15 protein-coding genes are annotated in these 13,865 nt (G+C 36.1%); 3 read left to right on the forward strand and 12 right to left on the reverse strand.

Annotated elements, in window-relative coordinates; translation table 11 throughout:
* Positions 1–260: 260 nt before the first annotated feature.
* From GL301_RS12710 to GL301_RS12720, 3 genes are all read left to right on the forward strand, one after another.
* Positions 261–896, forward strand: coding sequence for a YigZ family protein (locus tag GL301_RS12710; protein WP_003727898.1), 636 nt, complete (start codon positions 261–263; stop codon positions 894–896).
* A gap of 1 nt (position 897) precedes the next feature.
* Positions 898–1,443: a GNAT family N-acetyltransferase gene (locus GL301_RS12715; protein ID WP_003742943.1), complete on the forward strand. Its 546-nt coding sequence runs from the start codon at positions 898–900 to the stop codon at positions 1,441–1,443.
* Positions 1,444–1,618: 175 nt separating this feature from the next.
* A complete protein-coding gene (locus GL301_RS12720; protein WP_003726230.1) occupies positions 1,619–2,677 on the forward strand; it encodes an LCP family protein in 1,059 nt (352 codons plus the stop codon).
* A 37-nt stretch (positions 2,678–2,714) separates the two neighbouring features.
* On the opposite strand, the gene GL301_RS12725 is transcribed toward GL301_RS12720, so the two are convergent.
* The 12 genes from GL301_RS12725 to GL301_RS12780 form a co-directional block, all read right to left on the reverse strand.
* Entirely contained in the window at positions 2,715–3,767 is a 1,053-nt protein-coding gene (locus GL301_RS12725) for a glycosyltransferase family 4 protein (RefSeq protein WP_003727897.1), read from the reverse strand.
* 7 nt (positions 3,768–3,774) lie between these two features.
* Complete coding sequence (gene menC / locus GL301_RS12730; RefSeq protein WP_003727896.1) at positions 3,775–4,899, reverse strand: o-succinylbenzoate synthase; 1,125 nt, start codon at positions 4,897–4,899, stop codon at positions 3,775–3,777.
* The gene (locus GL301_RS12735; RefSeq protein ID WP_003726762.1) at positions 4,900–5,634 is read right to left on the reverse strand and encodes a WecB/TagA/CpsF family glycosyltransferase; all 735 of its coding nucleotides are present in this window, start codon (positions 5,632–5,634) and stop codon (positions 4,900–4,902) included. It lies immediately after the preceding gene.
* Between the two features lie 126 nt (positions 5,635–5,760).
* Entirely contained in the window at positions 5,761–6,594 is an 834-nt protein-coding gene (locus GL301_RS12740; protein WP_003726763.1) for a resuscitation-promoting factor, read from the reverse strand.
* A 390-nt stretch (positions 6,595–6,984) separates the two neighbouring features.
* Positions 6,985–7,350, reverse strand: a complete 366-nt coding sequence (locus GL301_RS12745; RefSeq protein WP_003727895.1) for a single-stranded DNA-binding protein — start codon at positions 7,348–7,350, stop codon at positions 6,985–6,987.
* 250 nt (positions 7,351–7,600) lie between these two features.
* The gene (gene fabZ / locus GL301_RS12750) at positions 7,601–8,035 is read right to left on the reverse strand and encodes a 3-hydroxyacyl-ACP dehydratase FabZ (protein ID WP_003723457.1); all 435 of its coding nucleotides are present in this window, start codon (positions 8,033–8,035) and stop codon (positions 7,601–7,603) included.
* Positions 8,036–8,057: 22 nt separating this feature from the next.
* Positions 8,058–9,053 carry a rod shape-determining protein MreB gene (gene mreB / locus GL301_RS12755; protein WP_003723458.1) on the reverse strand — a complete coding sequence of 332 codons (996 nt, stop codon included), beginning with the start codon at positions 9,051–9,053 and terminating at the stop codon, positions 8,058–8,060.
* Between the two features lie 162 nt (positions 9,054–9,215).
* The gene (murA, locus tag GL301_RS12760) at positions 9,216–10,508 is read right to left on the reverse strand and encodes a UDP-N-acetylglucosamine 1-carboxyvinyltransferase (protein ID WP_003727894.1); all 1,293 of its coding nucleotides are present in this window, start codon (positions 10,506–10,508) and stop codon (positions 9,216–9,218) included.
* Between the two features lie 181 nt (positions 10,509–10,689).
* Positions 10,690–10,926, reverse strand: coding sequence for a DUF1146 family protein (locus GL301_RS12765; RefSeq protein ID WP_003727893.1), 237 nt, complete (start codon positions 10,924–10,926; stop codon positions 10,690–10,692).
* A 121-nt stretch (positions 10,927–11,047) separates the two neighbouring features.
* Complete coding sequence (locus tag GL301_RS12770; RefSeq protein WP_003723461.1) at positions 11,048–11,452, reverse strand: F0F1 ATP synthase subunit epsilon; 405 nt, start codon at positions 11,450–11,452, stop codon at positions 11,048–11,050.
* 21 nt (positions 11,453–11,473) lie between these two features.
* A complete protein-coding gene (gene atpD / locus GL301_RS12775; RefSeq protein ID WP_003723462.1) occupies positions 11,474–12,895 on the reverse strand; it encodes a F0F1 ATP synthase subunit beta in 1,422 nt (473 codons plus the stop codon).
* Positions 12,896–12,955: 60 nt separating this feature from the next.
* Positions 12,956–13,828 (reverse strand): F0F1 ATP synthase subunit gamma, encoded by an 873-nt coding sequence (locus GL301_RS12780; protein WP_003723463.1) that lies wholly within the window; start codon positions 13,826–13,828, stop codon positions 12,956–12,958.
* Between the last annotated feature and the right edge of the window lie 37 nt (positions 13,829–13,865).

Genomic DNA, 13,865 nt, shown 5'->3' on the forward strand with positions numbered 1-13,865 from the left:
TTTCTCTTTTAAGTACTATTTACTCAAACTTACCTATTTTCAACACAAACTATACCTTGATTATACTGTATAGCCCAAGAAAATTACTCCTATATGCCTATAAAATGTAATTGAAAACCAGTCTAAAGTAATAGTAGTTTTTATTATAACACGAATTTGCCGTCACTTCACCCACTGCACTTAGAAAAATATCTATACAATCGCTTTGCTTTCGGATAAAATAAAAGCAGGCTAAATGCATCAACTTATGGAGGTTCCTTATGTTGGATCATTATTTAACCATCCATAGCGATGGAAAACACGAAATAATTATTGAAAAGTCCCGCTTTATCTGCCACATTAAGCGAGCTACAACAGAAACTGAAGCACAAACCTTTATTCAAGAAATCAAAAAAGAGCATCGTGATGCTACCCATAATTGTTCTGCTTATATTATAGGAGAAAATGACCAATATCAAAAAGCGCATGACGACGGAGAACCAAGTGGAACAGCTGGCGTTCCAATGCTAGAGGTCTTAAAAAAGAAGTCTTTAAAAAATGTTGCTGTTGTAGTTACTCGTTATTTTGGAGGAACAAAACTAGGTGCAGGCGGCCTAGTCCGCGCATATGGTAATGCTGTTAGTGAAGCTATTCAAGCAATCGGTATTGTCGAATGCAAACTAGCCACTATTGTTGAATGCTCTTTTGCTTATCCACTTTTAGGAAAAATCGAAAATGCGCTTGAACTAAAAGCATATCAAATCGACAAAAAAGAGTTCACTGAAAAAGTAGTACTTCATATTTTTGTTGATAACGACGAACTGCAAGATTTTTTCAACTGGATCACTGAGATTTCAAATGGACAACTTGAATATAAAGAAGGACCACAAAAATATAGAGAAAAGGATGTCACTTAGTATGTCCACAAACGTATTTATCCAATTACCAGATACTATTCTTACTAAACGAACTATATTAAAAAAAACCTCTATTGCAGATGCTACTACATTATTTGATATTTGGTCTGATGATGAGGTAGCTCAGTTTATGAACATCGAAAAATTCTCTACTATTCTTCAAGCAGAAGAAATGATTCAAGCAATTGAAAATGAACCAAATGCTTGCAGATACACCATTTTCACAACTGATGATTCTTTACATGCAATTGGTTCGCTTGGAATTAATGATATTAACAAAACGAACCAGACAATCGAAATTGGCTATGAACTAGCAAAAAGTCATTGGCGCCAAGGTTTTATGTTTGAAATTTTGACAACATTTTTAACCACTGTAAAGCCCTATCTTCCCTATAAAGTGCTTACAGCAAAAGTTCTACCAGATAATGTAGCTTCAATCAAACTACTGAAAAAGCTTGGTTTTGAGCTTACCACAACTGGGCAAGAACTAGATTTACATTCTGGTAGGATTTGTGAAATCAGTAATTATCGAATGCTACTGAAATAGGACAAATATTACATTTTTGAAAGATATCATCTTTTTTGTATTTTTTTTCGAGTAATTTCTGTATAATAACATCAAAGTTTAAAAATTAAAGAAACCGTAAATCGGGCGTAACATTCTTTAATGCAACAAATGATACAATAAAACTTAGAAAAGTGACTATAAGGAGAATTAATATATGAGTAAAGGCACTGATGATAGCCGAAGAAGCAGCAAGAAATACAAACGTAGAAGAAAAATTTTATTCTGGATTCTAATTCCTGTAATGTGCTTAGTACTTGCAGGTGTCGGATACGGCACTTATCTTTTTAGTAAAACAAAACTCGCAGCAGATAACTCTTATGATAATGTAAGGAACGGAAAAGCCTCTACACTTCGAACAAATGACATTGAACCTATAAAAGATAGTTTTTCTATTTTAATTATTGGTGTTGATACCAGCTCTACACGGGCCGAAAATGGTAACCCTCGAAGCGATTCACTAATCTTAGCAACATTTAATGTCAAAGATTCACGCATAGAGATGACTAGTATTCCGCGTGATTCTTATGTTCATATTGAAGATTCCGCCAAAGACATTGATAAATACACGAAAATTAACGCAGCTCATGCTTACGGTGGTCCAGAACTTACAATGAAAACCGTAGAAGAAGAATTTAAGATTCCAATTGATTATTATGTTCGTTTTGACTTTGATGCATTCTTAAAAATTGTGGATGCTTTAGACGGAATTGATGTAGATGTTCCAGTGGACTTCACTGAGCAAGATTCTAAAGACAACGCCGGTGCAATCACTCTAAAAAAAGGTCCTCAACACCTTAACGCTGAGCAAGCTTTAGCACTAGCTCGTACACGACACATCGATAGTGATATCGAACGTGGCAAACGTCAACAACTAATCATTAAATCTATTGTAAGCGAAGCAACATCCATTTCTTCTGTAAGCAAATATTCCGATATCATTGAAGTTGTTGGAGATAACATGAAAACCAACTTAACTTTCAATCAAATGCTTTCTATCGCAAAATATGGAATGACAAATAAAATTGATATTAAATCCCTTAACTTAAAAGGGGATAGCAACCCAATGGACGGTATTTATTACTACAAACTTGATGAAAGCTCTGTGCAAAGTATTTCGAATGAATTTGCTGATGAACTTGGAATTAAACAACCATTCCCTGGTGCAGCACCGTATTCAGACGAAAGTTCTAACACAACTAGCACTTCTAATTAAAAAAAGACCAACAACTAATAAATAGTTGTTGGTCTTTTTATTTTCGTTTTCGATGTATTTTTTGAAGTAAATTTAAGATTGGTCGGTAATCCTCACCAATTAACCCAATAAATTCAACAATAATCTCAATACTAAAAATTAATAATAACAGTAATAACATTGCTCCCCAAGTAGTGGAAAACGAAAATACGAAGCCCGTCATGGAGAATAGTAATGCCATACAATAGATTAGTAACACCGTCTGTTTCTCTGTAAATCCTAGCGCCATCAGCCTATGGTGAATATGAGATCTATCCGCTGAAGATATCGGTATCCGCTCTTTTAGTCTTCTTACAATAGCAAAAAAAGTATCTGACAAAGGTACACCTAAAATAATAAGTGGTACTAACAATGAGATGAAAGTAACGTTTTTAAAACCCATAAGTGATAAAACAGCAATCATATAACCAAGGAATAACGCTCCAGTGTCTCCCATAAAAATACTAGCAGGCGGGAAATTATAAATCAAGAAAGCCGCAACTGCTGCTACAAGAATTAACGCAACCGGCGCAACAAAAACATCTTTCAAAAGCAAAGCCATACCTGCAATGGTCATTAAAGCAATAATAGAAATACCACCAGCGAGACCATCTAATCCATCAATTAAGTTTAACGCATTCACAATTGCAACAATCCAAATAATCGATAATGGAATCGCAAAATACCCAAAATCTACTTGTCCGTAGAATGGGACGTTAATAAAGTTAATAGTAATGTCTCCCCAGACAGTTACGCAAAGAGCAGCTAAAATCTGTCCTAACATTTTCCATTTTGGTGATAAATCAAATATATCATCTATAAAGCCTGTCGCAATAATAATTAATGCTCCGAAATAAATTGGCAAGAAACCTGATTTATCTATTGGGGCTAAGATCATCCCTACCGAAAAACTTATAAAAATAGCTAATCCACCTAAAGTGGCTGTAGTTTTTGTATGTTTGTGTCTTTCACGCGGTGTATCAACCGCATTAATTCGGAAAGCAAACTTCCTAATTATCGGCACCATAATGATACCAACTGCAAAGCTAATCAATATACTCCATATTAGCAATATTTTTTCAGCTCCATCCTTTATTTAGCAAAATTCTTTCTGTTGATTTAGTATATTTTTGTAGCACATCTAAATCTAAAGCAACTCCAACCCCTTGACCAGTTGGCACAGTGAGTTTTCCTTGATTTAATACAAATGCTGGCGAAACAATATCTTCATTAAAATAACGATTTGATGCAGAAATATCTCCTGGGAAAGTAAATTCCGCTCTAGCAGCAAGTGCAATATTGTGAGCCCTACCTATACCAGCTTCAAGCATGCCGCCACACCAGACAAGCAAATTATTATCGCTACAATACCTCGCTATCTTAAGAGCCTCAGACATACCACCAACGCGCGCTAATTTTAAATTAACTGCCTGACAACTTCCTAACATATGAGCCTGTTTCAAATCATCTAATGACCTAATATTCTCGTCCAAACAAATACGCGTTTTTAATTTTTTTTGCAACCAAGCATGCTCCACAAAATCCTTAGTTCCAAATGGTTGCTCAATCATTTCTAAATTAAAGTGATCTAATTCTTTTAACAACAAGAAATCTTCTCTATTATACGCTGAATTCGCATCAGCCATCAAGCTTAGATTAGGAAATTTTTCTCGAACAGCTTTAACAAATTGAATATCTTTCTTAGGTGCGATTTTCAACTTCACTCTTTCGTAGCCTTCATCCATATATTGACTAACTAACTGGACTAACGCTTCCGCACTATGCTGCACACCAATGCTCACGCCAACCGCAATCGAGTCCTTCTTTGCGCCAATCATTTTAGCTAATGAGAGCTTCTCATTTTTTGCAAAAGCATCCCAAACAGCAAGCTCCACAGCCGCTTTCGCCATTTCATTTCCTTGAATCCAGCTAAACATCTGGTTAACCTCTTCAGGAGTTCGTATTTCTTTCTGCGCAAGGATTGGCAACAAATGCTGTTTAATAATAGAAATAGCAGTGCCCAAAGTCTCTTCTGTATAGTCAGGTAACGGAAAAGCTTCCAACTCTCCATAACCACGTATACCCTCCTCATTCACTAACTCAATAATATAAAAATCTTTACTGTTTAGCTCACCATAACTTGTTTTAAATGGTGCAATAAGAGGAAGTTCTGCATGAATTAGTCTCGCTTCTTGAAAATACATTTACTCACCCTTTTTCAAACGCTTGCGCTCTTTTCTAATAACAAGCATAAATTGAGGTATTGCAAAAAAACGTCTCCATCTTGAAGGATTAGAAAGGAGCCTGTATACCCATTCTAACCTTAATTTTATCCATATTTTTGGCGCGCGCTTTACACTATCTGTTAAGACATCAAAACTTCCACCTACACCAATAAAAATGCCTTTAGTAAAATTAGCAATCTGAGACAAAATCCATTTTTCTTGAGCAGGTGAACCTAGAGCGACAAAAATCACATCTGGTTGTGCTACGAGTATTTCCTTAGCAATTGCTTCACTTTCTAATACATCAAAGTAACCATGATGAACACCACAAACAACTGCCTGTGGAAATTTTTCCCGCACTTTGGCCTCTACAACCTCACTAATTTCCGGTTTTGCTCCTAAAAAATAACAACTTAGTGGCTTATTTAATAGACCAACCATCGTGTCATAACCAGTAACCCGTTCTTTTAAAGGCTCTCCAAGTTTTTCTGAAGCCATTATAATCCCAATACCATCGGGTACAATATAATCAGCTTGCCCTAATATTGCTTCGAACTCCTTATCAGTACGAGCATGCATAACAATTTCTGGATTAGCCGTTACAACAAACCGACGCTCCCCGTTCTTCGCGGCCATGTATAGCTCCTCCACAAATCCTGCTTGCGTCGTATTATAGAAAGGTATATTTAAAATTGAAATTTCCTTCTTTTTCATATGTATCTCCTAAAAAACTTTATTATGTATAAGTTTATCATAAAACAAGGATGCTTCCTATTTTTAATCTATAAAAAAGACTGCAAATAGCATTACGCCATTCACAGTCTTTCTATATGGAATGAATTAATCTAAAATTTGTACTTTAACTTGTTTTACGCCCCAGTTGTTAGCTTCTTGTACTGAGTTTAAATGTACATCAATTTTATTACCTTTAATTGCACCACCAGTATCAGCTGCAATTGCTTGTCCGTATCCTTCAACATAAACTTTTGAACCTAAAGGAATAACAGATGGATCAACTGCAATTACTCTTGAATTATCATTTAAATCAATCCCTGTCGCTGTCATGTGGCCCATGCCAGGTTCAGCTTTACTATATGCTGTCGCAGTTACCGTTAACTCTTTTGAAACATTACCTTGTGCTGAAGAACTGTTTGAAGATGCTTCATTAGAAGAAGTTGATTTTTGAGTTGTTGGAGCCGCCTTTTCTTCTTTCGGTTGTTCTGTTACTTTATTATTGGCTGAATTATTTGCTGTTGAATTGTTTTCTGAAGCATTACTTTCACTTGCTGAAGCTTTATTACCAATAGATAATTTTTGACCTACTAATATTAAATCTGAAGAAAGATTATTCCACGATTTAAGTTGATTAACTGTTACACCTTTATCAACAGCGATATGTCCAAGTGTATCTCCTGCAACAACTGTGTATTCAGAATTGTTATTAGTAGTGGATTTTTTCTCACTACTATTTACTTGCAATGTTTGGTTCGGAAAAATAATGTCAGAACTCAAATTGTTATCTTCTTTCAATTGTTTTATAGAGACATTATTTTCATTTGATATTTTCCATAGTGAATCACCATCTTGCACTTTATACTCAGCTGCAAAAGCTTGAGTTGAACCAGATCCTGCAATAATTAAACCAGCCGCAATGGCTACTACTGTCTTCTTCATGTAATTATTTTCCCTCCTTGATAACTTTCGAGGATAATCGTACCATACGAAACTATCAGCTTGGTTACTGAAAAATTAAGCATGTATGACACACTTTCAAATAGTATCCGTTTTCCTGCAATATTTGTAAATTGCCTTTATTGTCTGATTTCTATTGCTACTGGTTGTATTTTCTGTGAAAATCAATCTAGCCTAACTCGCCGTGGGGATTTAGTCAATTAATAAAAGGTTTCCTGATTGTTCACTTAATGAATTAAATGTGCGAAGTAACTAAAATTGGAAAATTTTTCCATTACAAATTGAGCTGATAATTTATTGATTTTGTTGTTTTTTGGGGTGGGATTTTTAAAATTCATTATGAAATATGGCTCTTTATAACAAAGTATTACATCATTCATCCTCTTCTTGAGGTATATTAACTACTCTTTCATCTTTATTTCGACTTGATAAATACCGAATCTGATGAACTAAAACTTCCGTAATATAAATTTTCTGTTCTTCTTTATTTAAATAATTCCGAGATTGTAGTTCGCCAACTACTCCTACTAATTGTCCTTTAGCACAGAACTCTGCAGTGGCCTCTGCTCTTTTACCCCAAATAACACATTGAATAAAGTCAGCATCATTATCAACTCTTTTATTTTTACCAAACCGATTTAAAGCCAAGGTTAAATTCAAAACAGCCCTGTCTTCCGCGGTCCATTTCAATTCTGGTTCCTTAGTTAATCTGCCTACTAAAGTTACTTGATTAATCATATAATCGCCTCTTTCTTTTGATGTAAAGCGATTGTATTAGATAAAAAGTTTATTGTAAAATAGCTAAAACTGTATTTTCACTAGGTAGAAACCTTCCAAAAGATTATTTCCTCTAAAAGAAAAACATCATTTTATGTAGTTAATGACATCCAAAGCATCATTTTAGTACTTTGAAAAAATTTTTAACCAATGTTATTCTGAGAACATGAAAAAAGCACTAAAACCCATTTGGACCTCAGTGCTAATCTTTTTATTTAGGTAGGTCTGATAAGGCAAACATAATTTCAGCTTCACAAACCAAATCGCCTTCTACAGTTGCTTTGACTTTTGCTTTTGCAATCGCGCCCCTCATCCGAGTTATTTCAGCCTCAAGCAAGAGTTGGTCCCCCGGAACAACTTGACGTTTAAATCGGCAACCATCAATTCCAGCAAATAAACCAATTTTACCTTTATTTGCTTCACTCTGCATCATTGCAATTCCACTAGTTTGCGCTAGAGCTTCCACTATTAAAACTCCTGGCATTACAGGATACTCAGGAAAGTGCCCGTTAAAAAATTCTTCATTTGCTGTTACATTCTTAATAGCGGTAACTTTTTTGCCTTCTTCAACAGAAATAACTCTATCTACTAACAAAAATGGATAACGATGAGGCAAAATCTCTTTGATTTTCTTAATATCTAACATATACATCCCCCAAAATTCACATTTAGAATCTATTACGCTTTTTATTTGTAAGTGAGTCAAGTAAAATGCCGGTACCAAGTGCCACTACATCTAAAGGATTCTCAGTAATTAAAACTGGGACCTTTAGCTGTTCGGACATTAATTCATCTAAACCATGTAATAAAGATCCACCACCAGTCATGATGATTCCTCTATCAATAATATCCGCTGAAAGCTCTGGAGGTGTTTGTTCCAACACTTGTTTAGCAGCTAGGACCATTAGGTGTAATGAATCGTGAATCGCTTCCTCCACTTCAGAACTTGTAATAGAAATTGTTTTCGGTAAGCCACTCACTAAATCTCTACCACGAATTTCCATTTTCTCTTCTTTCGCTCCTTGACATGCAGTACCGATTGTTACTTTAATATTTTCAGCCGTTCTTTCACCAATAAGTAAGTTATATTTACGTTTAACATAATTTAAAATATCTGCGTCCCATTTGTTTCCAGCGACTTTTACTGATTGACTAGTTACAATATCACCCATAGACAATACAGCAACATCCGCAGTACCTCCACCAATATCAATAATCATATTACCGGAAGGCTCAAAAATCTCCATACCCGCTCCAATAGCAGCAACTTTAGGTTCTTCTTCTAAGAACACTTGTTTTCCACCACTTTTTTCAGCAACTTCGCGAATTGCTTTTTGTTCGACAGAAGTTATATTTGTTGGACAACAAATTAAAATACGTGGCCGTGAAAAAAAAGTTTTTAAATTTAACTTTTGTATGAAGAAACGCAACATTTCTTGCACAATATCAAAGTCAGCAATAACCCCATCTTTCATAGGTTTAATTGCCGTAATGTCTCCTGGAGTTCTACCAACCATATCTCTTGCTTCAGTCCCAACGGCTAAAACTTGTCCAGTTTTATTGTTAATAGCGACAACTGCAGGTTCATTAACGACGATTCCTCTTCCTTTAACATGAATTAATACATTGGCTGTACCTAAATCGATACCAACATCTTTTGCCATTTACATTTTAACTCCTTTCGTGGTGTACACCTAATTTTACATCTCATTCTGAATTATAGCATAATTTATGTGCGGCTGAAATGTATATTTTATAGCAATGCGGAATTTTTCATGACAAATAAAAAAACCGCATCAAGAAGATACGGTTTTTAACATTTAAATTTAGAATAAAGACGCTAAGTTTGTTACATCGATTTTGGAATCATCTACACGTTCCACATCAGCACCAAGCGCTTGTAGTTTGCCGTGGAAATTATTATAGCCACGATCAAGGTATTTTAACTCAGTTACTTGTGTATAGCCATCTGCAACTAAACCAGCAAGAATAAGCGCTGCTGCTGCACGTAAATCTGTCGCAGCAACTTCTGCTCCTTGTAATTTAGCTGGGCCAGAAATAATAACAGAATGTCCTTCAATTTTCATATCAGCGTTCATTCTACGCATTTCTTCTACATGCATAAAACGATTCTCAAAAACAGTTTCAGTCATGATGCTTGTTCCTTCACTCAGCATTTGAATAACCATCATTTGCGATTGCATATCTGTTGGAAAACCTGGGTGTGGCATCGTTTTAACATCCACAGCTTTTAATTTATCAGGACCAATTACACGAATCCCATTCTCTTCTTCAATGATTTGAACGCCCATTTCTTCAAGTTTAGCAATTAACGAACTAATATGCTCGGGAACTGCATCTTCAATTAAAACATTTCCACCAGTAATCGCAGCAGCAATCATAAATGTTCCTGCTTCAATACGGTCTGGAATAATAGAATGTTCAGTTGCAGTTAATTCTTTAACTCCTTCAATTCTAATTACTTCTGTTCCTGCACCGATAACTCTAGCACCCATTTGGTTAAGGAAGTTTGCTAAGTCGACAATTTCAGGTTCACGAGCCACGTTTTCTATTACTGTAGTACCTTCTGCTAGAGTAGCAGCCATCATAATATTTTGTGTCGCTCCAACACTTGGGAAATCTAAGTATACTTTAGCACCAACTAATTTTTCAGCAGTTGCTTCAATATAGCCATTTTCAATTTTCACGATTGCGCCCATTGCTTCAAAACCTTTTAAATGTAAGTCAACTGGTCTTGAGCCAATTGCACATCCACCAGGTAAAGCTACACGTGCTGAACCAGTACGTGCCAAAAGTGGTCCCATTACAACAATGGAAGCACGCATTTTACGAACGTACTCAAAAGGTGCATCAGAAGTGATTTCTCCTGTTGCATTGACTGTTACTTCATCATTTACAAAAGAAACATCTGCATTTAGATATTTAAGAACCTCATTGATTGTGAATACATCAGACAAGTTTGGGACATTTTTTAATACGCTAGTACCTTTACTCGCAAGTAATGTAGCAGCTATTACCGGTAATACAGCATTCTTGGCACCTTCCATTTTCACAGAACCATTTAACTGTTTTCCACCGCGTACAATAATTTTTTCCAAAAAGAACCCCTCCGCGTTACTAATAACTAAATCATTTATCGAATTTTATTAATCAAAATTTGAATTTAAAACATATCTAAGTAATTCTACCACTTATCACCCTAAAATATCAACTGATTTTAACGTAATATTAAAGTTGTTATAAGCTTCTATTAATTTTTGACTACTATAGTACCTTTTTCTAACTAAAAAAGTTAATTAACTGTTTGGAAGCTGCCAAATAATCCAAGAAAAAATTGCTTAATGTATAACCTAATACAATCGAAATAATCACAAATAATAATCTAGCTTGTGTTACATGATTCTTCTTGATGAATTTTTCATAATTAATAGCTTGGAGTGCCCAAAAAGTAATTACAATAAATAGTAAATGTGAAATGATGATGACATATGGTGATTCCATAATAATATTATACATGCGTTCTCTCCTCATATTTCGCTACTACTCATTTTAACAAATACCTCTAGAAAAAAACAGTTAATACACTTATGCATATAAAAAAACTTCCCGGCACTGTGGCCAGGAAGTAATATGATTATTAATTGTGTTCTTTTGCATGAATTCTGTTGATGGCTCTTTGTAGTGCCAGCTGAGCCATTACTTCGTCCACTTTTTGTTCTTTTGCTCGGCTAAGTTCTTCTTCTGCACGTTGTTTTGCTTTTTCAGCGCGATCAATATCAATATCTTGTTCACGTTCAGCAGTATCCGCGAGAATATTAACTTCTTCACCGTTTACTTCCATAAAGCCACCATTGACAGCGACCCATTCCTCACCAGACTCAACTTTTAAACGAACGATGTCGATTTTAAGTGGAGCAACTAGTGGAACATGGCCAGGTAAAATACCGAGTTCACCTGCTTTTGTTCTAGCAATAACCATTTGAGCAACGCCTTCATAAACAGGGCCGTCTGGAGTAACAATACTAACATTTAATGAACCCATACGTATTTCCTCCTGTTTTTATCAGACTTCAACGCCCATGTCTTTTGCTTTTTCAAGAACATCCTCAATGCGTCCAACTGAACGGAATGCATCTTCAGGAATATGGTCGTATTTTCCGGCTAATAGGTCTTTGAATCCTTTAACTGTTTCTTTAACAGGAACATAAGAACCTTTTTGACCTGTAAATTGTTCTGCAACGTGGAAATTTTGTGATAAGAAGAATTGTACACGACGCGCACGGGAAACGGATTGTTTATCTTCGTCAGATAACTCATCCATACCTAAGATTGCGATGATATCTTGTAATTCTTTATATCTTTGTAATAAACGCTGTACTTCCGTTGCTACTGCATAGTGTTCTTCTCCAACGATATCAGGAGAAAGCGCACGAGATGTAGAAGCAAGTGGATCTACCGCTGGATAAATACCTTGTTCCGTTAATTTACGTTCCAAGTTAGTTGTTGCATCTAGATGGGCGAAAGTTGTAGCCGGAGCCGGGTCAGTATAGTCATCGGCTGGTACATAAATCGCTTGGATAGAAGTAACAGATCCAACGTTAGTAGATGTAATACGTTCTTGTAATTGACCCATTTCAGTAGCTAGGGTTGGTTGGTAACCTACCGCAGATGGCATACGACCTAGTAAAGCCGAAACCTCTGAACCAGCTTGTGTGAAACGGAAAATATTATCAATGAATAAAAGTACATCTTGATGTTCTTCATCACGGAAATATTCAGCAATTGTTAAACCAGTTAAGGCAACACGCATACGCGCACCTGGTGGCTCGTTCATTTGACCGAATACCATCGCTGTTTTTTCAATAACACCAGAATCTTTCATTTCAAAGTAAAGGTCGTTCCCTTCACGAGTACGTTCTCCAACGCCCGCGAACACTGAAATACCACCGTGTTCTTGTGCGATATTATGGATAAGCTCTTGAATTAGAACGGTTTTACCTACACCCGCACCACCGAACAGTCCGATTTTACCACCTTTTAGGTATGGCGCTAACAAGTCAACTACTTTAATTCCTGTTTCAAGAATTTCTGTTGTTGTTGCTAATTGATCGAAAGTTGGAGCTTCGCGGTGAATTTTGTTACGTTTAATATCGCTTGGAAGTGGTTCGTCCAAATCGATGGTGTTTCCTAATACATTAAATACACGACCAAGAGTTACTGTACCTACAGGAACTGTAATTGGGCTCCCAGTATCAATAACTTCCATACCTCTTTGAACACCATCTGTTGATGCCATTGCGATTGTACGAACAACGTCATCACCTAATTGGATGGCTACTTCTAAAGTAAGTTGGCTAGTTGGTGCTTCTTCTGCATCAGATTTATATTCAATAACTAGGGCATTGTAGATTTCAGGTAAGTTTCCACCTTCAAATTTAACGTCTACAACTGGACCCATAACTTGGATTACTTGTCCTTTAGACATGCAATTATTCCTCCTCACTTACCTTCCCATTTATCGGGACGTTACAAGAAACGCCGACTTCTATTCTAGTGCGGCTGCTCCTCCGACGATTTCGGTAATTTCTTGCGTGATCGCAGCTTGGCGAGCACGGTTATATTGTAGTGATAAGTCACTGATTAAATCGGATGCATTGTCTGTCGCGCTTCTCATGGCAGTCATACGAGCAGCATGTTCAGCGGCTTTGGCATCCAGAAGTGCTCCGAAAATTAGGCTTTCCACATATTGCGGCAATAATACTTCCAGAATTTCTTGTTCGGAAGGCTCGAATTCGTATGTAGTTAAATCTACATCTGTTTCCTTACCTTTTTCGTGAAATTCTGTCAGTGGTAGTAGTTGCTCTTTTCTCAGTTCGCTAGAAATAGAATTAATATGGTGATTATAATAAATGAAAACCTCGTCATAAACACCATCTTCAAACATTTGAACTGTGTTACTAGCAATATCTTTAATTTCCGCAAATATCGGGTGATCTGTAATGCCTTGTACTTCTAAAACCACGTTCATTTGGCGCGCTTTGAAGAAGTCTCGAGCAGATCTACCTACAGTGATTATTGCATATTCATCACTTGACGTATGCTTTTTATTAATTTCTTGAAATACTTCTTTGATTACAGAACTATTGTAAGAACCTGCAAGTCCAGTATCAGAAGTAAGTACGATATAACCAGTACGGTGAACAGGTCTAGATACAAGCATTGGATGATCACTACTGTTACCAGTGCTAGCAACATGTGTTACTACGTCTTTAATTTTAGAAACGTAAGGCTCATATGAACGAGCGTTTGATTCTGCACGACCTAGTTTTGCTGCTGAAACCATTTGCATTGCTTTTGTAATTTGACTTGTTTTACGTGTAGAAGTTATTCGTTGTTTAATATCGATTAAAGATGCCAAAGATTTTCACCACCTTTGAATTTATTCCGAGTCTAAA

The organism is Listeria sp. LM90SB2 (genome assembly GCF_028867355.1).
Classification (GTDB): domain Bacteria; phylum Bacillota; class Bacilli; order Lactobacillales; family Listeriaceae; genus Listeria; species Listeria monocytogenes_B.

What these genes read in the sequence shown, in the direction of transcription:
- GL301_RS12710 (WP_003727898.1), top strand. Translation starts at nt 261, where the DNA reads ATGTTGGATCATTATTTAACCATCCATAGCGATGGAAAACACGAAATA.
- GL301_RS12715 (WP_003742943.1), top strand. Translation starts at nt 898, where the DNA reads ATGTCCACAAACGTATTTATCCAATTACCAGATACTATTCTTACTAAA.
- GL301_RS12720 (WP_003726230.1), top strand. Translation starts at nt 1,619, where the DNA reads ATGAGTAAAGGCACTGATGATAGCCGAAGAAGCAGCAAGAAATACAAA.
- menC (WP_003727896.1), bottom strand. Translation starts at nt 4,899, where the DNA reads ATGTATTTTCAAGAAGCGAGACTAATTCATGCAGAACTTCCTCTTATT.
- GL301_RS12735 (WP_003726762.1), bottom strand. Translation starts at nt 5,634, where the DNA reads ATGAAAAAGAAGGAAATTTCAATTTTAAATATACCTTTCTATAATACG.
- GL301_RS12740 (WP_003726763.1), bottom strand. Translation starts at nt 6,594, where the DNA reads ATGAAGAAGACAGTAGTAGCCATTGCGGCTGGTTTAATTATTGCAGGA.
- GL301_RS12745 (WP_003727895.1), bottom strand. Translation starts at nt 7,350, where the DNA reads ATGATTAATCAAGTAACTTTAGTAGGCAGATTAACTAAGGAACCAGAA.
- fabZ (WP_003723457.1), bottom strand. Translation starts at nt 8,035, where the DNA reads ATGTTAGATATTAAGAAAATCAAAGAGATTTTGCCTCATCGTTATCCA.
- mreB (WP_003723458.1), bottom strand. Translation starts at nt 9,053, where the DNA reads ATGGCAAAAGATGTTGGTATCGATTTAGGTACAGCCAATGTATTAATT.
- GL301_RS12765 (WP_003727893.1), bottom strand. Translation starts at nt 10,926, where the DNA reads ATGTATAATATTATTATGGAATCACCATATGTCATCATCATTTCACAT.
- GL301_RS12770 (WP_003723461.1), bottom strand. Translation starts at nt 11,452, where the DNA reads ATGGGTTCATTAAATGTTAGTATTGTTACTCCAGACGGCCCTGTTTAT.
- atpD (WP_003723462.1), bottom strand. Translation starts at nt 12,895, where the DNA reads ATGTCTAAAGGACAAGTAATCCAAGTTATGGGTCCAGTTGTAGACGTT.